Origin of the sequence: Nonomuraea sp. NPDC048892 (assembly GCF_040649735.1) — a bacterium.
GTDB lineage: Bacteria > Actinomycetota > Actinomycetes > Streptosporangiales > Streptosporangiaceae > Nonomuraea > Nonomuraea maheshkhaliensis.
On the sequence record NZ_JBEZFZ010000013.1, the window covers coordinates 85,724 to 112,398 of the forward strand.

Below are 26,675 nucleotides of genomic sequence, written 5' to 3' on the forward strand. Positions count from 1 at the left end.
GGAGTCATCCGTATTCACCGCGAGGCCCGGCGCGTGCACTCTGAACTACATGCGTTCTGTGGCGTTGAAGGACCGCGTGCCGCTCGGGCCCAAGGGGCCGCTGGGAGTTCTGGTCGACCCGATGACCTGGCGGGCGGCCCCCTACCTGCTGGTCACCGGCTTCGTCGGGCTCGGCTGGTTCGCGGTGCTGAGCATCACGATCCCCCTCTCGCTCACGCTCACGATCGTCTGGGTGGGCGTCCCGCTCATGATGGCCACCGTGCTGATGTGGCGCGGCGGGGCGATGCTGGAACGCCGGCTGCTGCACGCGGCGTTCGGCGTCAGGATCGCCGACCCGTACCGGCCGCGGCCCGAGCGCGGTGTCGGCGCGCACCTGCGCTGGCTGCTGTCCGACCCCGCCACCTGGCAGGACCTGGGTTATCTGCTGATGCTGCTCCCGCTCGGCGCGGTCGAGGTGGGGTTGTCGTTCGGGCTGTGGTTCGCGTCGATCACGTTCCTCCTGCAGCCGCTGCTCTATTTCGGGTACGCGACCGGCGGCGGCTACAACGACCTGCTGGTCGGCGACTGGGCGCCGGGGGCGGTGATCGCCGCGGTCTTCGGCGGCCTGCTCCTCGTGCTGACGGCCTACCTCGTCCGCGGCATGGCCTGGCTGCACGGCACCCTCGCCACGGTGCTGCTCGGCGGCAACGAGGAGGAACGGCTGCGCGCCAGCAGGGCCAGGGGCATCGACGCCGCCGAGGCCGAGCGGCGCAGGATCGAACGCGACCTGCACGACGGCGCCCAGCAGCGGCTGCTGTCGGTCGCGGTGGATTTGGGACGCGCCCAGGCGAAGTTCGACAGCGAGCCCGACGAGGTCAGGACGCTCATCGCCCAGGCGCACGCCGGCACCAAGGCGGCCATCGCCGAGCTGCGGAACCTGGCCAGAGGCATCCACCCGGCCATCCTCAGCGACCGAGGGCTCGACGCCGCCCTGTCGGGGCTGGCCGCGCGGGCGCCCATCCGGGTGGACGTCTCGGTCGAACTGGACGAACGGCCGCCGCCCGCCGTGGAGAGCATCGCGTACTTCATCGTGGCCGAAACTTTGACCAACATGGCCAAGCACTCCGGCGCCACCGAGGCGTCCGTCACCCTGATCAGGGATCACCGCGGCGTGGTCGTGGACGTCTGGGACAACGGCATCGGCGGCGCGCTCCTCAGCCCGGGCGGCGGGCTGTCCGGGCTGGCCGACAGGGCCGCCACCATCGACGGGGTGATGGTCGTGCACAGCCCGGTGGGCGGCCCGACCCTGATCCGCGCGGAGCTGCCCTGCGAGTGGTAGCCGTGCCTGACGCGCGGGGCGGTGGACAGCCCGGCGTCCTGCCCTGTAGTCATGGGGCCATGCGCGTGGTCATCGCCGAGGACTCCGTACTGCTGCGCGAAGGGCTCGCGCGTCTGCTCGCCGACGGCGGCATCGAGACGGTGGCGAGCGTCTCCGACGGGCCCGCGCTGGTGACGGCGGTGCTGCGGCACGAGCCCGACCTGGCGATCGTCGACGTGCGCATGCCGCCGAGCCACACCGACGAGGGGCTGCGGGCGGCGCTGCAGGTGCGCGCCGCCAGGCCGGACTTCCCGATCCTCGTGCTGTCGCAGTACGTCGAGGAGCGCTACGCCGGCGAACTCATCGGCAGGGCCGTCGGCTACCTGCTCAAGGAGCGGGTCGCCGACGTGGCCGAGTTCCTGGAGGCGGTGCGCCAGGTCGCGTCCGGCGGGACGGTCATCGACCCCGAGGTGGTCGTGCAGTTACTCAGCCGGCAGCGGCGCGGCGCCCCGCTCGACTCGTTGTCGCCGCGCGAGCGCGAGGTGCTGGCGCTGATGGCGGAGGGCCGCTCCAACACCGCCATCGCCGCCCGGCTGGTCGTCACGGAGGGCGCGGTGGAGAAGCACATCTCCGGCATCTTCGCCAAGCTGGCGCTGGGGCCGGCGCCCGAGGACCACCGGCGGGTGCTCGCCGTGCTGACGTACCTGGGACGCTGAGGCGCCGGCGGGGCCGGCGGGGCCGGCGGGAGGCGGTGGGGAATGCCCGATGGCCTGGGATGGTTGCACGATCTGGCACACTGGTAGCTGACCATTTTGCGGTTCCGGTTCCCGCCATGCGTGAAGGCGACCCGGCGGCCGCACCCCGAAAGGACAGCGATGAAGCGCGACATTCACCCTGACTACAACGTGACGCAGGTGTCCTGCTCCTGCGGCAACACGTTCACCACCCGCAGCACCGCGAAGAACGGCGTGATCCACGCCGACGTGTGCTCGGCCTGCCACCCGTTCTACACGGGCAAGCAGAAGATCCTCGACACCGGCGGCCGGGTGGCCCGCTTCGAGAAGCGCTTCGGCAAGAAGGCCGCGGGCAAGTAGCTCCACCCACGCCGGCCCGGACGCACGCGTGCGCCGGGTCGGCGTTGTTGGTGAAACGGCCACACTCCACGAAAAGGGACCACGGTGAATCTCGACGAGTTGCTCAAGGAGTATTCCGAGCTGGAGTTGAAGCTCGCCGATCCCGCCGTGCACGCCGACCAGAACAAGGCACGCACCCTCGGCAGGCGCTACTCACAGCTGACGCCGATCGTCGGCACCTACCGTGAGCTCGAATCGGCCCGCGAGGACCTGACGGCCGCCAAGGAGCTGGCCGGCGAGGACGAGGGGTTCGCCGCGGAGGCCGCCGAGATCGAGGCGCGCATCCCGCAGCTCGAGGACAAGGTCCGCCATCTGCTCATCCCGCGCGATCCCAATGATGACAAGGACATCATCATGGAGATCAAGGCGGGCGAGGGCGGCGAGGAGTCCGCGCTGTTCGCCGGCGACCTGCTGCGCATGTACCTGCGTTACGCCGAGCGGCTCGGCTGGAAGACCGAGGTCATCGACAGCCAGCCCTCCGACCTGGGCGGATACAAAGACGTCACGGTCGGCATCCGGGCCAAGGGCGACGAGGGTGTGTGGTCCAGGCTCAAGTACGAGGGCGGGGTCCACCGCGTGCAGCGGGTGCCCGTCACCGAGTCGCAGGGCCGCATCCACACCAGCGCCGCCGGCGTGCTCGTCTATCCGGAGGCGGAGGAGGTCGACGTCCAGATCGACCCCAACGACCTGCGCATCGACGTCTACCGCTCCAGCGGCCCCGGCGGCCAGAGCGTCAACACCACCGACTCCGCGGTCCGCATCACCCACCTGCCCACCGGCGTGGTCGTCTCCTGCCAGAACGAGAAGAGCCAGCTCCAGAACAAGGAGTCGGCGCTGCGCATCCTGCGTGCCCGGCTGCTGGCCATCGCCCAGGAGCAGGCCGAGGCCGCCGCCCAGGCCGAGCGCAAGTCGCAGGTGCGCACCGTCGACCGCTCCGAGCGCGTACGCACCTACAACTTCCCGGAAAACCGCATCTCCGACCACCGCGTCGGCTTCAAGGCGTATAACCTCGACCAGGTTCTCGACGGTGAGCTCAACGCCGTCACCCAAGCCCTCATCGACGCCGAGATGGCGGAGAAGCTCGCACAACACTCATGACATTTCTGCTGGACGAGATCGCGCTCGCCACCGCCCGGCTGGCCGAGGCAGGTGTGCCTTCGCCGCGCACCGACGCGGAAGAGATCGCGGCATTCGTCCACGGCGTGCGCAGGAGTGAGCTGCACGCCGTCAGGGACTCCGAGTTCGACGCGCTGTTCTGGGAGGGCGTCGCCCGGCGCGAGGCCCGCGAGCCGCTGCAGCACATCACCGGTCACGCCTACTTCCGCTACCTGGAGCTCGCGGTCGGGCCCGGAGTGTTCGTGCCCAGGCCGGAGACCGAGGTGATGGCCGGATGGGCCATCGAGACGCTGCGGGAGATGGACGTCACCGCGCCGCTCGTCGTCGATCTCGGCACCGGGTCCGGCGCCATCGCGCTGTCGATCGCCCAGGAGGTGGCGCTGGCCGAGGTCCACGCCGTCGAGGTCGATCCGGGGGCGTACACCTGGGCCAAGCGCAACATCTCCGAGCACGGTCAGGGCCGCACCCACCTGCACCCGGAAGACCTCGCCGAGGCGCTGCCCGAGCTCAACGGCAAGGTCGACCTGGTCATCTCCAACCCGCCCTACATCCCGCCCGGCGCGATCCCGCGCGACCCCGAGGTGCGCGACTACGACCCGTCCCGCGCCCTGTTCGGCTCGGGCGACGACGGGCTCGGCGAGGTCCGCGCGGTCGAGCGCACCGCGCGCCGGCTGCTGCGTCCCGGCGGCTGGGTGGCCGTCGAACACGCTGACGAGCAGGGCAGGGCCGTCTACCTGACCTTCCCCGAGGACAACGGATGGCGGGACGTACGCCTGCGCCAGGACCTCACCAGAAGAGACCGCTTCGTCACGGCCAGGCTGGGCCAGGACTAGGATTCACGCCAGCGGCGCGGCCCCCTCCTGACCAGCAGGAAGCCCGGCGACCGTACCAGGAGGAAGGAGGAGGCCTCGCGAACGCCGCTCCCCGCCGAGCGGAGCGAGGCGATGAGATCGTGGGACGACGTTTTGACTGCTCCAACGCCGAGCAACGGACCGAGGGCCTGACGGAGGCGGCGGCCGCCGTCCGCCGCGGCGAGCTCGTGGTGCTGCCCACCGACACCGTCTACGGCATCGGCGCCGACGCTTTCACCCCTGCCGCTGTCACCTCCCTGCTCGACGCCAAGGGCCGGGGCCGCGACATGCCGCCGCCGGTGCTCGTGGGCACCGTCAGAGCCGCCACAGCGCTCGTGGACGACATGGGGGCGTACGGGCAGGACCTGATCGACGCCTTCTGGCCTGGGCCGCTCACGCTCGTCTGCAAGGCCAACAGGGCCCTTTCCTGGGACCTGGGCGACACCAAGGGCACGGTGGCCGTACGCATGCCGCTGCATCCGGTCGCGCTCGACCTGCTCAAGGAGACCGGGCCGATGGCCGTCTCCAGCGCCAACCGCTCCGGCGCGTCCGCCGCGACCACCGCGGAGGAGGCCGAGGAGCAGCTCGGCGAGTCGGTCGCCGTCTACCTCGACGCCGGCAAGACCACCGACAACACGCCCTCCACCATCCTCGACCTCACCACCGCCGTGCCCCGGCTGCTGCGTCGCGGGGCCATCCCGGTGGAGAAGCTGCGCGGCATCATCGGCTACGTCGCCACCGACGACTGACGTATACCCGCTGCTTATTCCGGCCGCCATCGCGCTCGGGCCGACACTACGGTGAGGCCCGGAGCGGCGATACGTCGGGGAGTGGCCCATGGGCAAGTACGACGGCATGGATCCCAAGCTGGTCCGCGAACTGCTGGCCGAGGTGCGGCAGGCGGCCACGCGGATGCGCGAGGTCGAGGACCGCGTCAGGGGCGCCATGCGCACCGCCGGGCTGCCCACCCAGACCACGCACCGTCCCGTGCAGATCGCCGAGCGGATCGACGCGATGGTGAAGGACGTCAACGGGCGGTTGGGGGATCTGGAGAAACGGGTCGACCCCCGCAAAACCGGCACCGGCCCCGACCCCACCCGCCCCGGAGGGCCCGGCACGGGAACCGACCCGACCCCGGACGCGAACGGCAAGACGGACACCGACGGCAAGACTGGTACGGACGGCAAGACCGGTACGGAGGGTAGGACCGGTACTGATCCGGACGGTAAGACGGGCACGGACGGCAAGACCGGCACGGACGGTCGGACCGGTACCGACCCGGACAGCAAGACCGGTACTCGTACGGACGGTAAGACCGGCACGGACGGTCGGACTGGCACCGACCCGGACGGAAAGACCGGCACAGACGGTAAGACCGGTACCGATGGTAGGACCGGGACTGACCCGGACGGAAAGACCGGCACCGGTACGGACGGGAAAACGGGCACCGGCGCGGACGGGAAGCCTGACGCGGATGGCAAGACCGGCACCGACGGCAAGACGGGCGCTGACGGGAACACGGGTGCCGACCGGAGAGGCGATTCCGACGGGAAGACCTGCGACGACGCGGGGACCGGCCAGGACCGCGGGACCGGCCAGGATCGCGGCACTGGCAAGGACACAGGAACGGGCCAGGGCACGGGAGTCGGCCAGGGCACGGGAGTCGGGCAGGGCGACGATGCGGGTCAGGGCAGGGGCACCGGGCGGGACGACGGCGCGGGTCAGGGGGTAGGCGGCGGCCAGGGCGCGGGATCCGACCAGGGAACGGGAACCGGCCAGGACGGCGGGACGGGCCAAGGCACAGGCACCGGCCAGGACTGCGAAACCGGCAAGGGCACCGGAACGGGTCAAGACACGGGAGTCGGCCAAGGCGACGGCGCAGGTCAAGGCGGGGGCGTCGGCCGGGGTGACGGCGCCGGTCAGGGCGCGGGCGTCGGCCAGGGCGATGGTATGGGCCAGGGCACCGGGATCGGTCAGGGCGACGGCACCAGTGGGACCGGCCAGGGCACCGGCACCGGTCAGGACGGCGGAACCGGACGGGATGGCGGCGTAGGCCAGGACACCGGAACAGGACGGGACACAGGAACGGGCCAGGACTCGGGAACCGGCCAGGACGGCGACACCGGAGCAGGCCGGGATGGTGGCGTCGGTCAGGGTGGTGACACCGGGCAGGGCACCGGTGGTGAGGCCGGTGGTGGTGCGACGGGCGCTCCCGTCGGGGACGGCCAGGAGGCCACCAAACCGCAGGTCGTGGTGGTCGACGGGGTCAAGGTGCTGCAGGTGCCGCTCGACCCGCCCACGGCCGCGGCGATCGAGGACATGCTCGAGAACTCCCGCGACGTCCAACCGGCCGACATGCCGAAGGTCTCGGCCGACCGCCCCGACGTCACGAACGTCAGCGGGTACGCCAACGACGGCAGCGACGTGGTCTCCGCCGAAGCGAACCCACCGAACCTGGACGCGCTGAGAACGGTGATCGAGAACCACCGGGACATCGCCCCACAGGACATGCCGAGCGTGGAGGTCCCGGCCGGCGAGTACGGCAAGGGCGAGTGGTCGGAACGCACCATCCGCCCGGACGGCCCGCCCGGCTCGATCGACGCCGGCAGACCCAACGCGGGCAGCGAATCAGTGCCTCTCCCACCAAGAGACACCCCCTCAGCAGACACCTCCACCACGACGAACACGACCGTGGGCGGCACTCCCACCACGACGGACACCTCCTACGGCGGCGGTTCCCACTCGGCGGCAACGTCCTACGGCGGTGGCTCCGCATCAGGGGACACGACGACCTACGGCGGCGGCTCTGCAACAGAGGACACGACGACCTATGGCGGTGGTTCCGCATCAGGGGACGCCGTCTATGACGGTGGCTCCAGATCGACGGATGCCTCCCACGGTGGCGCCTCCTCGTCGGAGGACACGGGCCGGCGCGGTGGCCCGGCCTCGGGTTACGGCTCTCCCTTGGGAGACGGCACGACATCAGGTGGCTCGGGCACCCCCGCACCGACCGACGACCCACGCGGCACGGGGACCGACAAGGAATGTGAGCCGGGCAAGGACACCACCCCTGACCGCCCGGCGGGAGATCGACCTGGCCAGGGCACTGGAGACGGCCAGGGAACCGGCGACCGCGGCACAGGCGAGCGTGGAACTGGTGATCGGGGCACAGGTGACCGAGGTGCGGGTGGTCAGGGCACGGGCGATCGTGGCACGGGCGGCCAAGATCGGCCCGTCACGATCCCACCGACCAACCCGTCCGTCGATCCCCCCGGCGGCTCGCCGACCGGCGGCGCAGGGACGGCGACGGAGCCCGACTCCAGGACCGGCGGCATCCGGGCGGGCGACAGCGCGGCCGTGTACGGCATCGGACCGGGCGAAAAGGCGGATACCGGGCCGGGGCTGAGAGCGGGCGACAGCGCGGCCGCGTACGGCATCGGACCGGGCGAGAAGCCGGATGCCGGGCCAGAGCTGAGGGCCGGTGACGGTGCGGCCGTGTATGGCATTGGACCCGGAGAGACGCCTGGGCAATCGGCCGGGAGTCCCGTTCGGGAGTTGCCGAATGCCTACGACGTGCGGCCCGAGCCCGACACCACGGCCTCCCAGGTCAGCGCATGGGCGAATGACGGGAGTGACGTCGTGTCGGCCGAGGCGGCGCCGCTCGATCTCGACGCGCTCAGGACCGTGATCGAGGACCACCGTGACATCCCGCCCCAGGAGATGCCGTCCGTGCAGATCCCGCCGGGCGAGTACGGCAAGGGCGAGTGGGCCCCCGAGGACATCAGGCCGGACGGCCCGCCGGGTGAGGTCGGCCCGGGCCGGCCGGAAAGGAGCTCGTGATGTACGCCGACCCACCCGCGCCCAAGGAACAGGGCCCCGGCGAGACACCGCCCGGCGGCCCGCTGGCGGCCCCTCAGTACTTCAATCCCGACTACGAGCGCCTGGTCGTGGCGTGGAAGGCCGTGCTGCCCGAGCTCGACGCCCTCAGAGCGGCCCTCGACAAGGCGTACGGCCTGGCCAGCAACCCCCAGACGTGGGACGCCCCCGTGGGCGAGCGTTACGTCAAGGAGATGCGCGAGTGGCGGATGAGGCTGTCGCTCTACCGCCATTCGGTGCTCACGGCGATCAGCGACGAGGCTGCCGGTACGCCGCGATGGGTGAAGGCCAGGGCGGACGCACCACACGCCTTCCCAGCGTGAGGCACGCGTGGGACCAGCGTGAGGGCCGGGTGGGACCTGTGTGAGGCCAGCGTGAGGGCCGCGTGGGACCTGCGCGAGGCCAGCGTTGAACCGGCCTGAGAGCGGTCCGAGCCCGTCTGGGTTCGGCCCGTGCCCGCGCTCGTGCCGTGTCCCACCCGTGCCCGGATCCGGTCCGATCCCGGTCCGCGCCCGGTCCGATCCCGGTCCGATCCCGGTCCGCGCCCGGTCAGAGACCGGCCCTGTTCGGCAAGAGAGCGGCCGTAGGACGGCATGAGATGAGATTTCCGGGCATGACCGATGTATGGGAGAAACGGACATACGGTCGTACAGTGGGGAAATGGGTACGGAGCCCTACTACGGTCCGGACTTCGGGATGCTGCGGAAGCGGGATCCCGAGATCGCCCGGATCCTGATCGACGAGCTCGACCGGGTACGCGGCGGCATCCAGCTGATCGCGAGCGAGAACTTCACCTCGCCGGCCGTCATGGCCGCTCTGGGCTCCACCCTGACCAACAAGTACGCCGAGGGCTACCCGGGCCGGCGCTACTACGGCGGCTGCGAGGTCGTCGACCGGGCCGAGCGGCTGGCGATCGACCGGGCGCGCGAGTTGTTCGGGGCCGAGCACGCCAACGTGCAGCCCCATTCGGGCGCCTCGGCGAACCTGGCCGCCTATGCCGCGCTGCTGCAGCCCGGCGACACCATGCTGGCCATGGCGCTCCCGCACGGCGGCCACCTCACCCACGGCTCGAAGGTGAATTTCTCGGGAAGATGGTTCGACGTCGTGTCGTACGGCGTGCGTCGCGACACCGAACTCATCGACTACGACGAGGTGCGCGACCTGGCACTGCGCCATCAGCCGAAGCTCATCGTGTGCGGCGCGACCGCGTACCCGAGGCTCATCGACTATTCGGCGTTTCGCGGCATCGCGGACGAGGTGGGCGCTTGGTTGCTGGCCGACGTGGCACATCCGATCGGGCTGATGGCCGGCGGCGCGATCCCGTCGGCGGTCCCGTACGCGGATGTTGTGACGTTCACCACGCACAAGGCGCTGCGCGGGCCGCGCGGCGGCGCCATCCTGTGCACGGAGGAGCTGGCCAGGCGGATCGACCGGGCGGTGTTCCCGTTCGTGCAGGGTGGGCCGCTGATGCACGTGGTGGCGGCCAAGGCGGTGGCGTTCGGCGAGGCGATGCGGCCGGAGTTCGCCGGTTACGCCAGGCAGGTGATCGTGAACGCGCGGGCGCTGACGGAGGCGCTGGCGGTGCAGGGGATGCGGGCGGTGTCGGGTGGCACGGACACCCACCTGGCGCTGATCGACCTGCGCGGGGTCGGGGTGTCGGGGGCCGAAGCGGAGCGCAGGTGCGCGGCGGCGGGCATCACGCTCAACCGCAACGTGATCCCGTACGATCCCGAGCCCGCGGCCGTCACCTCGGGGATCCGGGTCGGCACCCCGTGCGTGACCACGCAGGGGATGGGGCCCCAAGATCTGAAAGAGGTGGGCGCCCTGGTGGCGCGGGCGGTGCTGGAACCGGCCCGCGCAGGGGAGGTAAGGGCAAGAGTGGCGGCGCTTCTCGCCATCCATCAGCCATATCTGAGCGAATTTTAAGAGGGTCTGTGTCGTTTTCCGGTCACAGTCGGCCGGAGCATCCGGGAAACTAGGTACGTGCGCGAATACCTCTTCATGGCGCTCATCTCAGCAGCGGTGACCTACCTCCTGGTCCCGCTGGTGCGCCGCTTCGCCATCCGTATCGGCGCCATGCCCGAGGTTCGCGAGCGCGACGTGCACACCACGCCGACGCCCAGGCTCGGCGGGCTGGCGATGTACGGCGGGCTGGTGGTGGGCCTGCTGACGGCGAGCCAGCTCACCCATACCGGACAGGCGCTGGCCGAGTCCGAGGCCAATGCGGTCACGGCGCTCATCGTCGCGGGCGGGCTCATCACGGTGACCGGGTTCCTCGACGACTGGTGGGGCATGGACGCCTTCATCAAGCTCGCGGGCCAGATCGCGGCGGCCGGGGTGCTGGTCTCCTTCAACCTGCGCCTGCTCTACATCCCGCTGCCGAAGGACTGGGGCGGCTCGACCAGCCTCGACTACACGCTCAGCACGATCATCACGATCCTGGTCGTGGTGGTGACCATCAACGCGGTCAACTTCGTCGACGGCCTCGACGGGCTCGCCGCCGGGATCGTCTGCATCGCGGCCATGGCCACCTGGGCCTACTCGATCTTCCTGGCGCAGAGCATGAGCGTCGGCAACATCACCACGACCGCCGCCATCGCCGCCGTGCTGATCGGCACCTGCCTGGGCTTCCTGCCGCACAACTTCCATCCGGCGAAGATCTTCATGGGCGACACCGGCGCGATGCTGATCGGCCTCGTGCTGGCCTCCTCGATCGTCACCGTGACCCCGCTCGACCCGGCGGCCATCGAGGACATGAACAAGGTCCCCGTGCTGCTCCCGCTGATGCTGCCGGCCGCGGTGCTGGTGCTGCCGCTGATCGACCTGATCACCGCCGTGGTGCGGCGCACCTCGCAGGGCCTGTCGCCGTTCGCGCCCGATCGCGGCCACCTGCACCACCGGCTGCTCGACATCGGCCACTCGATGCGCCAGTCGGTGCTGATCATGTACGCGTGGGCGTTCCTGTTCGCCTTCGGCGTGGTGCTGATGTCCCGCCAGGGTGTGCCGGTGCTGATGTTCCCGGTGGTCATCATCCTCGCGGTGGCCGTGCTCGTGCTGATGGCCGCCCCGCGCTGGCGCGGCAGAGGCGGGTCCCACTCGGCGCCGAGAGGCAAGCAGCCCGAGGACGACGACGGCCCGCCGACCGGGCCGATGCCGCCGATCGTGCCGGAGGTCCAGGTCAGACAGCAGCCGCCGCCCGCGGAGGGCGGCCCGTCCGCGCAGCGCGCGACCGCCGATGGCAATCCGGTCATTCCAGCATTTCCGAGCCGTTCTTGATCGCGAACTAGAAACGGCAGGTAAAAGCGGTCTTCCGTGAGCTTGTGATATCTTTCACGAGCAGGGACTCCAGACGTACCGGTTCTGGGGGTAGCAAACGCTCGCTTGATAACTTGCTGATGGAGCTTTGATGCAGGCCAACGACGTGCGCGTACTCAAGAGCGCCGCGATCCCGACCCTGGCGGTCGGAGTGGTCGCCGTGGTCGTGGCGCTGCTGATGGCAGGTGGCAAGGGAGCGCTCGGCGCGGCCATCGGTGCTCTGCTCGTCGGGATCTTCTTCAGCATCAGCGTGGTCGCGGTGTCGTACGCCGCCCGTGTCTCCCCGCAAATGATGGCGATCGCCGCGATGCTCAGCTATCTCGTCAAGGTCGTCGTCATCATGCTCGTGCTGAGCGCCTTCGGTGACACCACGGCCTGGAACTCCAGGGCTTTCGCCTGGACGGTCGTGATCTGCACGCTGGTGTGGACCGCCTTCGAAGTGCGCGCTTTCGTCAAGACGAAGATGCTTTACGTCGACCCCGAGGGCCGGGTCCCCGGTAAGGGTGACTCATGAGTCCGGTTCCCGGACGGGGTCCGATATGACTAGTCCTCCACTCGCCTGCTATCGTCGGGGCCGCGATGAGCGCACAGGAACGCCGACCGGAAGAAGACGGTCGCGACTTCGCCGACGCCATGTGGTCAGTCCCCAGCTATCTGCTCGCAGGGATGGCTTTCTACGGCGGTCTCGGCTGGTTGCTGGACCGCTGGTTGGACATGTCCGCGTTCTTCCCCATAGGCGTCGTCCTGGGGGTCGTGCTCGGTGGCTATCTGGCCTACCGGAAGTCCGGTCGCTAGCCCGACGCAGCGATCGCTTCGCTGAGGAAACCCTTGTGAATCACTACGACGTTGAAGGGAACGCCGCGTGAACGCGCTGACGGTCCTCGCTCCACCAGCCGACCAGTTCGGGGCGCCTACGCCTGAAGAGCTGTTCAACCTGCCCCCCATCATTCCCGGGGTCGAATGGTTCACCAAGCCGGTCCTGCTCGCGCTGCTCAGCGGAGTGTTCGTGATCGGCCTGTGCTGGGCCGCGTTCGCCAGCCCCAAGGTCGTCCCGAGGGGTGTGCAGAACGTCGTCGAGTACGGCTACATGTTCGTCCGCGACCAGGTCGCCCGCCCCTTCCTGGGCAAGGACGCCGACCGGTGGATGGGCCTGCTGGTGACGCTGTTCTTCACGGTCCTGGTCTGGAACCTGATGGGCGTCGTCCCGGTGCTGCAGTTCCCGGTGGCCTCGCACATCGCCTTCCCCGCCGTGCTCGCGATCGTGATCTACGTGCTCAAGGTCTACCTCGGCATGAAGCACCAGGGTCCCTGGGGCTACTTCAAGAACATGCTGTTCCCCCCGGGGCTGCCGAAGCCGATCTACCTGCTGCTGTCGCCGATCGAGTTCCTGTCGAACCTGATCATCGCGCCGTTCACGCACGCGGTCCGACTGTTCGCCAACATGTTCGCCGGTCACATGCTGCTGGCGTTCTTCAGCATGGTCGGCTTCTGGTTCCTCTTCGAAAAGCTCTCGCCGCTGGGCGCCCCGATCGGTGTCGTCGGCGTGGTGATGACCATCATCCTCACGGGTTTCGAGATGTTCATCCAGTTCCTGCAGGCATTCCTGTTCGCGATGCTGGCCGCGATGTACATCGGCGGCTCGCTGCACGCAGAGCACTGAGATCCACATACCGGAATATCCATGACCGGTGACACCCGAGTCGCCGGCCGTCCAGTAAAGGAATAACAGCAATGAGCGTTCTCGCTGAGGTCTCCGGCAACGTCACCGCCATCGGTTACGGTCTCGCCGCCATCGGCCCCGGCATCGGCGTCGGCATCATCTTCGGTCAGGGCGTGCAGGCCATCGCCCGCCAGCCGGAGGCTTACGGTCTGATCCGCCAGAACATGCTCCTCGGCTTCGTCCTCACCGAGGCCCTCGCCCTGATCGGCCTCGTCGCGCCGTTCATCTTCCAGGGCATCTGATAGACCGCCCTTCTGACGAAAGGCTGCACTCATGACTTACATGGCAGCTAGGCTTCTCGCCGCGCCGGAGGAGCACGCAAGCAACCCGCTCATCCCGCACACGTACGAGCTGGTCGTCGGTATCTTCGCGTTCGCCGTCGTCTTCTTCGTCGTCGGCCGGATGCTCGTCCCGCGGATCCAGAAGACGCTGGCCGAGCGCACCGACGCCATCGAGGGCGGCATCAAGAGGGCGGAGGAGGCGCAGGCGGAGGCCCAGGCCCTGCAGAAGCGCTACACCGAGCAGCTCGAAGAGGCCCGTCGCGACGCCGCCAGGCTGCGCGAGGAGGCTCGCGAGCAGGCCGCGCAGATCAAGGCCGAGCTTCGCGAGGAGGCCCAGGCCGAGGCCCGCCGCCTCGTCGAGGCCGCGCACGCGCAGATCGAGGCGGACCGCCAGGCGGCCTTCGCCCAGCTCCGCACGGAGATCGGCCGCCTGTCGACCGATCTGGCCGGCCGCATCGTCGGCGAGTCCCTTGAAGACGAGGCTCGCCAGAGCCGCATCGTCGACAGGTTCCTCGACGAGCTGGAGAGCTCGAACGCGCAGGCGGTGCGCTGATGCGCGGTCTGAGCAGGGCCTCGCTGGCCGACGTCGAAGAGCGGTTCAACGCGGTCGCCGGTAGCGCCGACCTCGGTGCGCTCTCCGACGAGCTGTTCGCGGTCGCGGATCTGCTCGACCGCGAGCACGGCCTGCGCCGCGCCCTGTCCGACCCGGCCAGGCCGGCCGAGCAGAAGGCGCGCGTCGTCGGCAACCTGCTCGACGGCAAGGTCGGCGCGGCGGCCCTGGCCACCACCGAGGCCGCGGTCTCGGCGAAGTGGTCGCGGGCCGGTGACCTGGCCGACGTGCTCGAACGGCTCGGTGTCGTCGCCGCTGCGGCGGAGGCCGAGGGTCAGGGCAAGCTCGACGAGGTGGAGGACGAGCTCTTCCGCTTCGGCCGCATCGTCGCCGGCAACGCCGAACTGCGTCGCGCGCTCGCCGACGCGGCCGCTCCCGAGGAGGGCAAGCGCGAACTGCTGCGCGGCCTGCTCGAGGGCAAGGTGGCCCAGTCCAGCCTGCGCCTGATCGCGCAGCTGGTTGTGCACCCGCGCGGGCGTAGCCTGGAGACAGGCCTGGAAGAGGTCGGCCAGCTCGTGGCCCAGCAGCGCCAACGCCTTGTGGCGGTGGTGCGCACCGCGGTCGAGCTGACCGAGGCGCAGAAGGCGCGCCTGGTGACGTGGCTGAGCACCTCTTACGGGCGTGACGTGCACCTGAATGTCGAGGTGGACAAGCGAGTGCTCGGTGGGTTCTCGGTCCGCATCGGCGACGAGATCATCGACACCACAATCGTGGGACGAATCGAAGAAGTCCGCCGCCGGTTGGCCGGCTAGGCGAAGAGGGAGACAGAGTAGAGATGGCGGAGCTTACGATCCGGCCGGACGAGATCCGGGACGCGCTTGAGCGCTTCGTCCAGGCGTACGAACCGGAAGGCGCCGCGCGCGAGGAGATCGGGACCGTCGTCGACGCCGGCGACGGCATCGCCCATGTCTCCGGCCTTCCCTCGGCGATGGCGAACGAACTGCTTGAGTTCGAGAACGGCACGCGCGGCCTGGCACTCAACCTCGACACCCGCGAGATCGGTGTCGTCGTCCTGGGTGAGTTCAGCGGCATCGAGGAGGGCCAGACGGTCCGCAGGACGGGCGAGGTCCTGTCCGTGCCCGTCGGCGACAACTTCCTCGGCCGCGTGGTCGACCCCCTGGGCAACCCGCTCGACGGCAAGGGAGCCATCGAGGCCGAGGCCACGCGTGCCCTCGAGCTACAGGCCCCCTCGGTCGTCCAGCGCCAGCCCGTGAAGGAGTCGCTGGCCACGGGCATCAAGGCGATCGACGCCATGACGGCGATCGGCCGCGGTCAGCGCCAGCTGATCATCGGCGACCGCGGCACCGGCAAGACCGCGATCGCCGTGGACACCATCCTCAACCAGCGCGAAAACTGGGCCTCCGGCGACCCCGCCAAGCAGGTCCGCTGCGTCTACGTCGCGATCGGCCAGAAGGGCTCGACCGTCGCGCAGGTGCGCGCCCGCCTGGAGGAGGCCGGCGCGATGGAATACACCACCATCGTGGCCGCGCCCGCGTCCGAGGCCGCGGGCTTCAAGTACATCGCCCCTTACGCCGGCTCGGCGATCGGTCAGCACTGGATGTATCAGGGCAAGCACGTCCTGATCGTCTTCGACGACCTGACCAAGCAGGCGGACGCCTACCGCGCCGTCTCGCTGCTGCTGCGCCGCCCGCCGGGCCGTGAGGCCTTCCCCGGCGACGTCTTCTACCTCCACTCCCGGCTGCTGGAGCGCTGCGCCAAGCTCTCCGACGACATGGGCGGTGGCTCGATGACCGGCCTGCCGATCATCGAGACCAAGGGCAACGACGTCTCGGCCTTCATCCCGACCAACGTCATCTCCATCACCGACGGCCAGGTCTTCCTTGAGACCGACCTGTTCAACGCCGGTGTGCGCCCGGCGATCAACGTCGGCGTCTCGGTGTCCCGAGTCGGTGGTTCCGCCCAGGCCAAGGCCATGCGGAAGGTCGCGGGCACGCTGCGTCTGTCGCTGTCGCAGTACCGCGACCTCGAAGCGTTCGCGTCCTTCGCCTCCGACCTGGACGCCGCCTCCAAGGCTCAGCTGGAGCGTGGTCAGCGGCTGGTCGAGCTGCTCAAGCAGGCCCAGTACAGCCCGTTCTCGCTGGAGCGCGAGGTGGCCTCCATCTGGGCGGGCACCACGGGCGAGCTGGACGACGTGCCGATCGAGGACGTCCGCCGCTTCGAGACCGAGTTCCTGGACTACCTCCAGTCCTCGCACAAGGGCATCTTCGACACCATCCGTGAGACCAGGGAACTGGTCGACGACACGGTGACCGCTCTGAAGGACGCCATCACGGAGTTCAAGAAGGGCTTCACCACCTCTTCGGGCGAGCTGCTGGTCAAGGACGAGCCGGTCGAGCCGCTGGCCGCCGCCGAGGTGGGCCAGGAGAAGATCAAGAAGGTCGTCCGGCCGGCGGAGAAGAAGTAGGACATGGGTGCCCAGCTAAGGCTGCTGCGGCGGCGGATCAGCTCGGTCAAGTCGACCGCGAAGATCACGCGCGCCCAGGAGCTCATCGCCTCTTCACGGATCGTGAGGGCGCAGCAGCGGATGCAGGCGGCGCTGCCGTACGAGCGTGAGATCACTCGCGCCGTCACGGGCGTCGTCAGCAACGCCGCGAGCGTCGACCATCCGCTGACCGTGGCGAAGGAGAACCCCGCCAAGGCGGGCGTCCTCATCGTCACCAGCGACAGCGGGTTCTGCGGCGGCTTCAACGCCAACGTGCTGCGCGAGGCCGAGGCCCTGCGCGGCCTGCTGGAGAGCCGCGGGCTCGACGTGGTGCCGTTCGTCACCGGGCGCAAGGGTGTCACCTGGCACACCTTCCGCAACCGGGAGATGGGCGGCAACTGGGTCGGGTTCTCGCGCAAGCCGGCCTACGCCGACGCCAAGGAGATCGCGAACACGCTGATCGACTCGTTCAAGGACGACAACGGCATCGACGAGATCCACATCGTCTCGACCGAGTTCGTCTCGATGCTGACGCAGAACGTCGTGGTCAAGCGGGTCCTGCCGCTGGAGGTCGAGGAGACCGAGGCGTCGGAGTCCACCGCGATCCCGCCGTACTTCGAGTTCGAGCCGACCGCGGGCGACGTGCTGGAGTCGCTGCTCCCGCGTTACGTGGAGTCGCGCATCTTCACCGCGCTGCTCCAGTCCGCGGCCTCCGAGGAGGCCGCGCGGCGGCGCGCGATGAAGTCCGCGACCGACAACGCCAACGAGCTGATGCGGGTGCTCACCCAGCAGATGAACCAGGCTCGCCAGGCCGAGATCACCCAGGAAATCAGCGAGATCGTCGGTGGCGCCAACGCGCTCGCTGACGCCGCAGCGGGGAAAGAGTGAAATGACTGCAGAGGCTGTTGAAACTGTAGAAGCCGCCGCGGCCGGCACTGGCCGCGTGGCCCGAGTCACCGGCGCCGTCGTCGACGTGGAGTTCCCCGTCGAGGCGATGCCCGACATCTATAACGCGCTCAAGGTCGAGGTGACCCTCGGCGGTGACACGAAGGCGCTGACCCTCGAGGTCGCCCAGCACCTGGGTGACAACATCGTCCGCGCCATCTCCATGCAGCCCACCGACGGCCTGGTCCGCGGCCAGGCGGTCACCGACACCGGCGCGCCGATCTCGGTGCCCGTCGGCGACGTCGTCAAGGGCCACGTGTGGAACGCGCTGGGCGAGACGCTCGACGTGCCGACCTCGTCGCTGAAGATCGAGGAGCGGTGGGGCATCCACCGTCCGTCCCCGGCCTTCGACCAGCTCGAGTCGCGCACCGAGCTGCTGGTCACCGGCATCAAGGTCATCGACCTGCTCACCCCGTACGTGCAGGGTGGGAAGATCGGCCTGTTCGGCGGCGCCGGCGTCGGCAAGACCGTCCTCATCCAGGAGATGATCCGCCGGGTCGCCCGTAACTTCGGTGGCACCTCGTGCTTCGCCGGTGTGGGCGAGCGCACCCGTGAGGGCAACGACCTCTGGCTGGAGATGGAGGAGGCGGACGTCCTCAAGGACACCGCGCTCGTCTTCGGCCAGATGGACGAGCCGCCGGGCACCCGGCTGCGGGTCGCCCTGTCGGCGCTGACGATGGCGGAATACTTCCGCGACGTGCAGAAGCAGGACGTGCTGCTGTTCATCGACAACATCTTCCGCTTCACCCAGGCAGGTTCCGAGGTCTCGACCCTGCTCGGCCGTATGCCGTCCGCCGTGGGTTACCAGCCCACGCTGGCCGACGAGATGGGTGTACTCCAGGAGCGCATCACCTCGACGCGCGGTCACTCGATCACCTCCATGCAGGCGATCTACGTGCCCGCCGACGACATCACCGACCCGGCCCCGCACAACGCGTTCGCGCACCTCGACGCGCAGACCGTGCTTTCGCGGCCGATCTCGGAGAAGGGCATCTACCCCGCGGTGGACCCGCTCGACTCCTCCTCCCGGATCCTCGACCCGCAGATCGTCGGCGAGGAGCACTACCGGGTGGCCCAGGAGACCAAGCGGATCCTGCAGAAGTACCGCGAGCTCCAGGACATCATCGCGATCCTCGGTATCGACGAGCTGTCCGAAGAGGACAAGGTCACCGTGCAGCGGGCCCGCCGCATCGAGCGCTTCCTGTCGCACCCGATGTACGCGGCCGAGGCCTTCACCGGCCAGCCGGGCGAGACCGTGCCGCTGGACGAGACCATCGCCTCGTTCAAGGGCCTGTGCGCCGGCGAGTACGACCACCTGCCCGAGCAGGCGTTCTTCATGGTCGGTGGCATCGAGCAGGCCATCGCCAAGGCCAAGGAACTCGAGCGCCGCTAATCGCCCATGGTGGCGGCGCGGGCTTCCCGTAGCCCGCGCCGTCATCTGATCGGAAAGGAACCTACAAAGGTGGCGAAGCTACGCGTAGGGGTTGTCTCACCCGAGCGTGAGATCTGGTCGGGCGAGGCCGACATGGTGATTGCCAAGACCGTGGACGGCGAGATCGGTATTATGCCGCAACACGCACCTGTTCTCGGCGTCCTCGTCGAGGGCGGCGTGCTTCGCGTGAAGCGGGAAGGCGAGCAGGAGCTGGTCGCCGCGGTGCACGGGGGTTTCATCTCCGTCGCCGACGACGAGGTCTCCGTGCTGGCCGAGATGGCCGAGCTCGGTTCCGAGGTGGACGTCGCGGCGGCCCGTGACGCTCTCGACCGGGCCCAGGCTTCGATCGAGGCCGACCAGGAGGACGCCGACGCGGCTGTCGAGGCCAAGCGTGCCAGGGCACGTCTGCGCGCGGCGGGCGAAGAGGTTTAATAACAGGTAAGCGGTGCTCAGGGGGGCGGCATGGTAGCGACGGTTGTGATTCTCGTGGTGCTGCTGGCCGCCCTCGTCGCGTTGCGCGCGGTCATGCTGACGCGCTCGCGCGGGAGCGTACCCTGTCGCCTGCGCGTAGCGGAGCAAGGATGGCAGAGCGGGATAGCCCGCTACGCAGACGGGGAGCTCCACTGGATTCCGCTCCTGGGCGTCCGACTGAGGCCGCGCCACGCTATCGCGAGGCGCGGCCTCGTCGTTTCCGCCCGTCGTGAGATCGACGGCGGCCTGTACGCGGTCGACTGCGGGGGCACCACGCGGGGCATCTCCCTCGCGATGAGCGCCGACGCGCTCACCGGCTTCCTGGCCTGGCTGGAGTCCGCCCCGCCCAGCGCCTATCTCGACGTCGCCTAGCGATCGGCCGGAGCAGTCACGCGATCGCCCGGCGAACGGCGCGGGCGGGTGCGGCTTCGATCAGCGGGTGCCGCCGGGCTTCCAGAGGATCTCGTCGCCGGCGTGGGCCACGCGGCAGGCGATGAAGAGCAGGTCCGACAGGCGGTTGAGGTATTTCGCGGTCAGCGGGTTGACGTCGTCGTGGGCCTGTAGCGCCGCCCAGGCCGTACGCTCGGCCCTGCGCACGGTCACGCGGGCCACGTGCAGCGCCGCCGTGGCGGGGTCGCCGCCCGGCAGGATGAAGCTCCGCAGCGGCTTGAGGTCCGCGTTGAGGCGGTCGCACTGCTCTTCCAGCCACTCGATGTACGACGGCTCCACCCGCAGCGGCGGGAACTCGGGATTCTCGACGACCGGCGTGGCCAGGTCGGCCCCGACGTCGAAGAGTTCGTTCTGCACCCGGATCAGCACCGCCACGAGGTCGGCCGGCAGCGTGCCGTGCGCGAGCGCCAGGCCGAGGTGGGCGTTGGCCTCCTCCACGTCGGCGTAGGCGGCCAGCCGGGGATCGGTCTTCGCGGTGCGGCTCCCGTCGACCAGCCCCGTGGTGCCGTCGTCACCGGCCCGGGTGTAGATCTTGGAGAGGACGACCGGTTTGTCCTTGTCGGCGCGCGTCATGGCCACAGCGTAACGGCCTCCGCCGGCGGCTCCCGCTGACAGCCCGCGCCGGCGTCCTGCCCGCGGCGGCGTCAGGCCGTGAGAGGCGTTCCGCCTGTGCTGATCGCCGCGAGATGACAAATGTCATCGCGATCGGACGCGAGATCCATATCGGGTGGATGATTTCCGCGACTACCAGGCCGAACATCGCGAAAGCCACTATGGACCCATGATGAAGGAGATGACCTGATGCTCGAGATCAACGAGCTGCGCAAGCGTTTCGCGGGCGGCCCCGACGCCCCCGGCGGCAAGGTCGCCCTCGACGGGATCGGCTTCACCGTGAAGCCGGGCGAGATGTACGGCTTCGTGGGCGCGAACGGCGCGGGCAAGACCACGACGATGCGCATCGTGATGGGCGTGCTCCAGGCGGACTCCGGCTCGGTGAGCTGGCAGGGCAGGCCCCTCGCGTACGACGACCGCCAGCGGTTCGGCTACATGCCGGAAGAGCGCGGCCTGTACCAGAAGATGCGGGTCGCCGAGCAGATCGAGTACTTCGGCCGCCTGCACGGCATGGCCATCCCGGTCGCCAGGAAGGCCACCGACGACCTGCTGGAACGGCTCGGGCTCACCGAGCGCAGGGGCGAGACCGTGCAGGCGCTGTCGCTGGGCAACCAGCAGCGCGTGCAACTCGCCGTGGCGCTGGTGCACGACCCCGAGGTGCTCATCCTGGACGAGCCGTTCTCCGGGCTGGACCCGATCGCGGTGGACGCGCTGGCCACGGTGCTGCAGGAGCGGTGCAGGGGCGGCGTGCCGGTGATCTTCTCCAGCCACCAGCTCGAACTCGTCGAGCGGCTGTGCGACTCCGTCGGCATCGTCTCGGCCGGCCGGATGGTGGCCACCGGCACGGTGGAGGAGCTGCGCGCGGCCGAGAGCAACATGCTGCGCGTGGTCGTCCGCGACCCGGCCCCCGGCTGGGCCGACGGCCTGCCCGGCACGGTCACCGTGGACGGTGACCGCCACACCCTGCGTACGGCCGGCGGCGACGACCAGGAGATCCTGCGCCGCGCCGTGAAGGCCGGGCGGGTCGAGCACTTCGGCGTCGAGCAGCCGACCCTCACCGAGATCTTCAAGGAGGCCGTGGCGTGAACGGATTGTTGCTGGTGGCGCGCCGCGAGGTGGCCACCCAGGTCAGGACGAAGGCGTTCGTCATCGGCCTGATCGTCACGGGCCTGCTGGTGGCGGCGCTCTCCTTCGCCCCCAAGCTGCTGGGCGGGGACGGCGACGTGTACAAGATCGGCCTGGTCAACTCCCAGCAGTTGCCGCTGCACACCGCCGCGCCCGACATCGAGTTCGAGTGGCGCAAGTTCGCCGACGAGCCGGCCGCCAAGCAGGCCGTGCTGGACGGTGACGTGGACGCGGTGCTGGTCGACGGCGCCAGGGTGCTCACGGACGGCGAGATCGACACTCAGCTGGGCGTCCTCATGCAGAGCGTGAACCGGGAGTTCAAGCTCGGCGCGGCCGGCGTGGCCATCCCGCCGCTGGAGATGCAGTCGGTGGGGGCCGACACCCGGTACGAATCGGCCCGCAAGGGCATCGCCACCGTGCTCGTCCTGGTGCTCTTCATGCTGATCATCGGGCAGGTCGTGATGGTCGCCATGGGCGTGGTCGAGGAGAAGGGCAGCCGGATCGTGGAGATCCTGCTCTCCTCCGTACGGCCGTGGCAACTGCTCGGTGGCAAGATCGTCGGCCTGGGCGTGCTCGGCCTGATCAACCTGGTCGTGATCCTGGGGGTCGGGCTCGGCGCGGCGATGGCCTCGGGACTGGCCGCCGAGTTCCCGCCCGGCATCCCCGGGCTGGTGGCGGCGGTGCTGGCCTGGTTCGTGCTCGGCTATGCCTTCTTCGCCACGCTGGCGGCGGCCTTCGCCTCGCTGGTCTCGCGCCAGGAGGAGGTGAACAGCGTCCTGACGCCGCTCACCATGGTCATCATGGGCACGTACTTCGTCAGCTTCTATGCCACGAACGATCCCACGGGTACGCTGGCCACGGTCATTTCGTACATCCCGCCGTTCTCCTCCATGGTCATGCCGGTGCGGATGGCGGCGACGGAGGTGCCGATGTGGCAGGTGGGTCTGTCGATGGCCGCGATGGTGCTGGGCGTGCTCGCGGCGCTTGCCTTCGGCGCCAAGGTGTACGAGCGGGCCGTGCTGCGGACGGGGGCCCGGCTGAAAATCGGCGACGTGTTGCGTAGCCGGTAGATGGACACGATCGAGCAGGCGCGGCGGACGACCTGGAAGGTCCTGGTCTTCAACTTCGTGGCCATGTGGGTGCTGATCGCCATCAGCGTCCTGGTCCCGCTCTGGGCGGGCCGGTTCGACGGATGGTGGCGGATCGGGCCCGCGCTGGTCGCCGCCGCCTGCTTCACCTGGATCTGCACCCGCATCATGGGCCCGCTCCTGGACCGCCGTCACTACCCCACCAAGCAGGTGGCGGTGGCGGCGGTCCTCGCCATGGTGGCGACCGGGCTCGGCGGGGCCGATCCGTTCGGCTGGGGCTTCGTGGCGCTGTGCTGGCTGGGCGTGGCCACGCTGGAGATCCCCAAGCGCGTGGTCCGGCTGCTGCAGATCGGCACGTTCGTGCTCTGTGTGGGGCTGAGCACCCTGCCCTGGCAGGCGGGCATGCTGGGGTTGGGGGCCGTGCTGACGGGGATGGACGTGGAGCCGGCCAGCTTGCAGGCGCTGGGCTACCACGCGATCGCCTTCGGCGTCTTCTGCGTGATCGTGCCGCCCTCCAACCGGATCTGGGTGTGGATCTGGCGGCTGGCCGTGGAGGCGCACCGGGGCAGGGAGGCCCACACCCGGCTGGCGCTGGCGGAGGAGCGGCTGCGCTTCGCCAGGGACCTGCACGATCTCGTCGGGCACCAGTTGTCGGCCATCGCCGTGAAGACCGAGCTCGCCGTACGGCTGTCCGACGTGGACGCGGGCCGGGCCAAGGAGGAGATGGCCGAGGTCAACCGGCTGACCAGGAAGGCGCTCAAGGACCTGCGCGAGGCCGTACGGGGCTACCGCGAGCTTGACTTGGCCGCTGAGCTGAATAGCGTTAAAGGTGTGCTCGAAGCGGCGGGAGTCCGCTGCGAGGTGCGTCTGCCCTACCGCGACCTGCCCGCGGGCGTGGCCCCGGTGTTCGCGTACGCCGTGCGCGAAGCGGTGACCAACGTGCTCAAGCACAGCACCGCGACCTTCTGCGACATCACGATCCGCTTCACCGAGCAGGAGGCGGAGCTGACGGTGCGCAACGACGGAGTGGCCCGGCGGCAGGCCGACGATCTGGGCAGCGGCCTGACCGGGATGTCCGAGCGATTGGCCGCCGTGGGCGGCACGATGAAGGCCCGGCTGGTCGAGGACCGGGAGTTCCTGCTCCATGCTGTCGTGTCATTGCCGATAGATGGGTAGGGGAAGTCATGTGGGGGGTTTCGACCCCTGTGAGCGCTTGGCGAAGGCATCTGACTACGCTACGCGCGTGACTGAGGAGGTGGCATGCGCGTCCGGGGCAATCCGAGAGCCCAGGTGGTGCGGATCGGCGCCCGGCTCGACGCCGGCACGTCGGCGGGAGTACGTGAGCGGCTGCACAAGGCTCTGGACTCTGGCGAGGGTGACCTCATCCTCGATCTCTCCAAGCTGGAGATGATCGACGCGACCGGGCTCGGGGTGCTCGTGGGCGCGCATCGGCGCGCGCTGAGCGTGCAGCGCCGCCTCGTTCTTCGGGGGGTGCCACCGAGGATCATGCGGATACTCGCGGTGACCCGGCTGAATCGGGTGCTGCACGTGGAGGCTCCGGCGGCCGCGGTGGCCTGATGTGACATATCGAGCGGGTGACGATCAGCCGTCACCCGCTCTTTCTCTGGAAAGACAAAATGGCGATTACGGATGTCCGATTGTGCGAAACAGGAATGGCATTCTTGACGCGATCATGTGTCGCCGAGACTTCGGTTGAAGATGTGCACGGCCGCGGCCACCAACTCGTCGATCTCCGGCTGCTCTTCCGACAGGAGCCATTCGATCAGCAACTCTTGTAACGCTCCGACGACACCGAGTGCCAGCAGCCGCGGATTCACCGGGGCGGCCTGCGGGAAATCGGCGGAGGCGTCCTGCACCAGACGCGCGAACGCGTCCACCGCGCGCTGCCGCGACACGGCCAGGACATCACCCGATCTCCGCACTTCGACATGCATGATGCGGGCCCGTCGCCAGTCCGCGGTGGCGAACTCGATATAGGCGCGAATCCCCGCCTTGGCCCTTCCCTCGATCGAGGCGGGCGCCTCCTCCAGCGCCTTGGCGACGACCGCGAAGCTCTCCTCGACGCAGCGCTCGTGCAGGGCCCGCAGGAGCTCCTCGCGCCCGCCGAAACATTCGTAGAAGGCGCGGTTGGAGATCCGCGCCTCCGAGCACAGCCTTTCGATGGTCGTCGCCGCGAAACCAGGCTTCGCGTATAGCGTGTACGCGGCCGTCATCAGCCGCTCGCGTCTGTCCGCCAGCCTTTGCTCAGCCGACATTCCCCGGTAAGACCGGTTCACATTCCACCCGTCCAACATGATCGTGGCCCCCAGAGCACACAATTATGGTCGGATGATCCGTTTTGGGAAAGGGTAAGAAGATTAACTTTTACGTCGGCCGTGCAAGAACGTGACAAGCCTGATCAGCCGCTCAAGCTCGGCGGGGCCCCTTGTGAACGAGGTCAGGTTCATGCCGGGCATGGCGAAGCGCTGCCGCGAGATCGCTTTGGGCCTGGCGAACTCACGCAGTCCGTCGGCTCCGTGGATCCTGCCGAAACCTGAATCGCCGATTCCGCCGAAAGGCAGGGCGGGCACTCCGGCGAAGGAGATGACCGAGTTGATCGCCGTCATGCCGCTGCGCATCCGGCGGGCCAGCTCCGTCGCGCGGCGGGCGTTACGGCTGAAGACCGTGCCGCCCAGCCCGTACGCCGAGGCGTTGGCCAGCTCCAGCGCCTCGGCGGCGTCGCGGGTGCGGCGCACGGTGATGGTCGGGCCGAACGTCTCCTCGCGCACCGCGGGGGAGTCCTCGGGAACGTCCTCGACGATCACCGGGTCGACGTACGGGGCCCGCACCGACGCGGGGCCGCCCGCGACCGTGCGCCCCGACTTGGTGGCGTCGTCGATGTGCCGCTTGATGATGTCGACCTGGCCGGGCATCGTGATCGGGCCGTAGTCCTCGCCGGCCCTCACCTTTGTCACCCTCTCGGACAGCTCCCGCATGAAACTTTCATAGACGGCGTCGACGACGTAGACCCGCTCGACGCCCACGCACGTCTGCCCGGCGTTGGACAGGGCGCCCCACAGGCAGGCGTCGGCGGCGGCCGCGAGGTCGGCGTCGGCGTCCACGATGAACGCGTCCTTGCCGCCGCACTCGGCCACGATGGGCGTGAGGTTCTCGGCGCAGGCCGCCATGACGCGCTTGGCGGTGGCGGTGGAGCCGGTGAAGGCGATCTTGCGCACCCTGGGGTCGGCGGCCAGCGCCGCGCCCGTCTCGCCGAGGCCGGTGACGGTCTGGAACACCTCGTGCTCGGGGACCGACTCCCTGAACAGCTCGGCCAGCCGCACGCCGATGCCCGGCGTCAGCTCGCTGGGCTTGAACACCACGGCGTTGCCCGCGGCGAGCGCGTAGGCGATGGAGCCCATGGGGGTGAAGACCGGATAGTTCCACGGGCCGATGACGCCGACGACGCCGAGCGGGAGGTATTCGAGCGTGGCGGCCAGGTTGAGGCCGATCATGCCGGTGGAGACGCGGCGGCGGCCGAGCACCTTGTGGGCGTTGCGGGCGGCCCAGTCGAGGTGGGTGATCGCCAGCACCACCTCAAGGGTGGCGTCGCCGACCGGTTTGCCGGTCTCCCGGTGCACGAGCCCGGTCAGCTCCTTGAGGTGCTGGGTGAGGACCGCCTTGTAGTCGAGCAGCCGGCGCCTGCGCTCGGCGTGCCCCAGCCCGCCCCACCACGCGGCCGCCTCCTCCGCCCGCCCGACGGCCTTGTGTACGGTGTCGGCGGAGTGCTTGGGATGGCTCCCGACGACCTCACCGGTCGCCGGATTGAGTGAGTCGAACGTCGTCGTCATGACGCCACGATAATCCGGTAACTTACTACTTACTAGACCATCCGAACCCGTGGGAACACACG

Annotated in this window: 28 protein-coding genes; 25 read left to right on the plus strand and 3 right to left on the minus strand. The window is 69.4% G+C overall.

The annotated features are described in order from the left end of the window. Positions 1 to 49: 49 nt before the first annotated feature. From AB0C28_RS34440 to AB0C28_RS34540, 21 genes are all read left to right on the plus strand, one after another. Positions 50 to 1,318, plus strand: a complete 1,269-nt coding sequence (locus AB0C28_RS34440) for a sensor domain-containing protein (RefSeq protein WP_358080037.1) — start codon at positions 50 to 52, stop codon at positions 1,316 to 1,318. 59 nt (positions 1,319 to 1,377) lie between these two features. Further along, positions 1,378 to 2,013, plus strand: a complete 636-nt coding sequence (locus AB0C28_RS34445; protein ID WP_346105985.1) for a response regulator transcription factor — start codon at positions 1,378 to 1,380, stop codon at positions 2,011 to 2,013. A 159-nt stretch (positions 2,014 to 2,172) separates the two neighbouring features. Next, positions 2,173 to 2,391, plus strand: a complete 219-nt coding sequence (gene rpmE / locus AB0C28_RS34450) for a 50S ribosomal protein L31 (protein ID WP_357859296.1) — start codon at positions 2,173 to 2,175, stop codon at positions 2,389 to 2,391. Between the two features lie 84 nt (positions 2,392 to 2,475). After that, positions 2,476 to 3,528: a peptide chain release factor 1 gene (gene prfA, locus AB0C28_RS34455; protein ID WP_358080038.1), complete on the plus strand. Its 1,053-nt coding sequence runs from the start codon at positions 2,476 to 2,478 to the stop codon at positions 3,526 to 3,528. Next, positions 3,525 to 4,379, plus strand: coding sequence for a peptide chain release factor N(5)-glutamine methyltransferase (prmC, locus tag AB0C28_RS34460; protein WP_357859290.1), 855 nt, complete (start codon positions 3,525 to 3,527; stop codon positions 4,377 to 4,379). The genes prfA and prmC overlap by 4 nt, the downstream gene beginning before the upstream one ends. A gap of 119 nt (positions 4,380 to 4,498) precedes the next feature. After that, positions 4,499 to 5,146: an L-threonylcarbamoyladenylate synthase gene (locus tag AB0C28_RS34465; protein WP_357859287.1), complete on the plus strand. Its 648-nt coding sequence runs from the start codon at positions 4,499 to 4,501 to the stop codon at positions 5,144 to 5,146. Positions 5,147 to 5,234: 88 nt separating this feature from the next. Further along, positions 5,235 to 8,237 (plus strand): hypothetical protein, encoded by a 3,003-nt coding sequence (locus tag AB0C28_RS34470; RefSeq protein ID WP_358080039.1) that lies wholly within the window; start codon positions 5,235 to 5,237, stop codon positions 8,235 to 8,237. Beyond that, positions 8,237 to 8,596 (plus strand): hypothetical protein, encoded by a 360-nt coding sequence (locus AB0C28_RS34475; RefSeq protein WP_357859281.1) that lies wholly within the window; start codon positions 8,237 to 8,239, stop codon positions 8,594 to 8,596. The genes AB0C28_RS34470 and AB0C28_RS34475 overlap by 1 nt, the downstream gene beginning before the upstream one ends. A 337-nt stretch (positions 8,597 to 8,933) precedes the next feature. Further along, entirely contained in the window at positions 8,934 to 10,199 is a 1,266-nt protein-coding gene (gene glyA / locus AB0C28_RS34480; RefSeq protein WP_358080040.1) for a serine hydroxymethyltransferase, read from the plus strand. Positions 10,200 to 10,256: 57 nt separating this feature from the next. Beyond that, positions 10,257 to 11,549: an MraY family glycosyltransferase gene (locus tag AB0C28_RS34485; RefSeq protein ID WP_358080041.1), complete on the plus strand. Its 1,293-nt coding sequence runs from the start codon at positions 10,257 to 10,259 to the stop codon at positions 11,547 to 11,549. 130 nt (positions 11,550 to 11,679) lie between these two features. Continuing rightward, complete coding sequence (locus tag AB0C28_RS34490; RefSeq protein WP_357859273.1) at positions 11,680 to 12,102, plus strand: hypothetical protein; 423 nt, start codon at positions 11,680 to 11,682, stop codon at positions 12,100 to 12,102. 65 nt (positions 12,103 to 12,167) lie between these two features. Further along, on the plus strand, positions 12,168 to 12,383 hold the full coding sequence (locus AB0C28_RS34495; RefSeq protein ID WP_245956295.1) for an AtpZ/AtpI family protein: 216 nt from the start codon (positions 12,168 to 12,170) through the stop codon (positions 12,381 to 12,383). Positions 12,384 to 12,450: 67 nt separating this feature from the next. Continuing rightward, positions 12,451 to 13,248, plus strand: a complete 798-nt coding sequence (gene atpB / locus AB0C28_RS34500) for a F0F1 ATP synthase subunit A (RefSeq protein WP_357859270.1) — start codon at positions 12,451 to 12,453, stop codon at positions 13,246 to 13,248. A 71-nt stretch (positions 13,249 to 13,319) separates the two neighbouring features. Beyond that, positions 13,320 to 13,550, plus strand: a complete 231-nt coding sequence (gene atpE, locus AB0C28_RS34505) for an ATP synthase F0 subunit C (protein ID WP_138666586.1) — start codon at positions 13,320 to 13,322, stop codon at positions 13,548 to 13,550. A gap of 31 nt (positions 13,551 to 13,581) precedes the next feature. Then, positions 13,582 to 14,142, plus strand: a complete 561-nt coding sequence (locus AB0C28_RS34510) for a F0F1 ATP synthase subunit B (RefSeq protein WP_357859267.1) — start codon at positions 13,582 to 13,584, stop codon at positions 14,140 to 14,142. Next, complete coding sequence (locus AB0C28_RS34515; RefSeq protein WP_357859264.1) at positions 14,142 to 14,951, plus strand: F0F1 ATP synthase subunit delta; 810 nt, start codon at positions 14,142 to 14,144, stop codon at positions 14,949 to 14,951. Before AB0C28_RS34510 ends, AB0C28_RS34515 begins: the two co-directional genes overlap by 1 nt. 23 nt (positions 14,952 to 14,974) lie before the next feature. Beyond that, entirely contained in the window at positions 14,975 to 16,624 is a 1,650-nt protein-coding gene (gene atpA / locus AB0C28_RS34520) for a F0F1 ATP synthase subunit alpha (protein WP_357859261.1), read from the plus strand. A gap of 3 nt (positions 16,625 to 16,627) precedes the next feature. Beyond that, entirely contained in the window at positions 16,628 to 17,530 is a 903-nt protein-coding gene (locus AB0C28_RS34525; protein WP_357859258.1) for a F0F1 ATP synthase subunit gamma, read from the plus strand. A 1-nt stretch (position 17,531) separates the two neighbouring features. Continuing rightward, on the plus strand, positions 17,532 to 18,980 hold the full coding sequence (gene atpD / locus AB0C28_RS34530; RefSeq protein ID WP_358080042.1) for a F0F1 ATP synthase subunit beta: 1,449 nt from the start codon (positions 17,532 to 17,534) through the stop codon (positions 18,978 to 18,980). 69 nt (positions 18,981 to 19,049) lie between these two features. Beyond that, positions 19,050 to 19,451, plus strand: coding sequence for a F0F1 ATP synthase subunit epsilon (locus tag AB0C28_RS34535; protein ID WP_357859255.1), 402 nt, complete (start codon positions 19,050 to 19,052; stop codon positions 19,449 to 19,451). A gap of 30 nt (positions 19,452 to 19,481) precedes the next feature. Continuing rightward, positions 19,482 to 19,862: a DUF2550 domain-containing protein gene (locus AB0C28_RS34540; RefSeq protein WP_357859253.1), complete on the plus strand. Its 381-nt coding sequence runs from the start codon at positions 19,482 to 19,484 to the stop codon at positions 19,860 to 19,862. Positions 19,863 to 19,922: 60 nt separating this feature from the next. Here the strand turns inward: AB0C28_RS34540 and AB0C28_RS34545 are convergent, their stop codons facing one another. Beyond that, a complete protein-coding gene (locus AB0C28_RS34545; RefSeq protein WP_357859249.1) occupies positions 19,923 to 20,513 on the minus strand; it encodes a cob(I)yrinic acid a,c-diamide adenosyltransferase in 591 nt (196 codons plus the stop codon). A gap of 228 nt (positions 20,514 to 20,741) precedes the next feature. On the opposite strand from AB0C28_RS34545, the gene AB0C28_RS34550 reads away from it, so the two are divergent. From AB0C28_RS34550 to AB0C28_RS34565, 4 genes are all read left to right on the plus strand, one after another. Beyond that, complete coding sequence (locus AB0C28_RS34550) at positions 20,742 to 21,638, plus strand: ATP-binding cassette domain-containing protein (protein WP_357859246.1); 897 nt, start codon at positions 20,742 to 20,744, stop codon at positions 21,636 to 21,638. After that, the gene (locus AB0C28_RS34555) at positions 21,635 to 22,747 is read left to right on the plus strand and encodes an ABC transporter permease (protein ID WP_357859243.1); all 1,113 of its coding nucleotides are present in this window, start codon (positions 21,635 to 21,637) and stop codon (positions 22,745 to 22,747) included. The genes AB0C28_RS34550 and AB0C28_RS34555 overlap by 4 nt, the downstream gene beginning before the upstream one ends. Continuing rightward, positions 22,748 to 23,941: a histidine kinase gene (locus tag AB0C28_RS34560; protein ID WP_357859240.1), complete on the plus strand. Its 1,194-nt coding sequence runs from the start codon at positions 22,748 to 22,750 to the stop codon at positions 23,939 to 23,941. It begins immediately after the preceding gene. A gap of 84 nt (positions 23,942 to 24,025) precedes the next feature. Further along, on the plus strand, positions 24,026 to 24,343 hold the full coding sequence (locus AB0C28_RS34565) for an STAS domain-containing protein (protein WP_357859237.1): 318 nt from the start codon (positions 24,026 to 24,028) through the stop codon (positions 24,341 to 24,343). Between the two features lie 113 nt (positions 24,344 to 24,456). Here AB0C28_RS34565 and AB0C28_RS34570 read toward each other — a convergent pair whose 3' ends face one another. Together AB0C28_RS34570 and AB0C28_RS34575 are read right to left on the minus strand one after the other, a co-directional pair. Beyond that, a complete protein-coding gene (locus tag AB0C28_RS34570) occupies positions 24,457 to 24,999 on the minus strand; it encodes a TetR/AcrR family transcriptional regulator (RefSeq protein ID WP_357859234.1) in 543 nt (180 codons plus the stop codon). 144 nt (positions 25,000 to 25,143) lie between these two features. Continuing rightward, positions 25,144 to 26,613 carry an aldehyde dehydrogenase family protein gene (locus tag AB0C28_RS34575; RefSeq protein WP_358080043.1) on the minus strand — a complete coding sequence of 490 codons (1,470 nt, stop codon included), beginning with the start codon at positions 26,611 to 26,613 and terminating at the stop codon, positions 25,144 to 25,146. Positions 26,614 to 26,675: the final 62 nt, after the last annotated feature.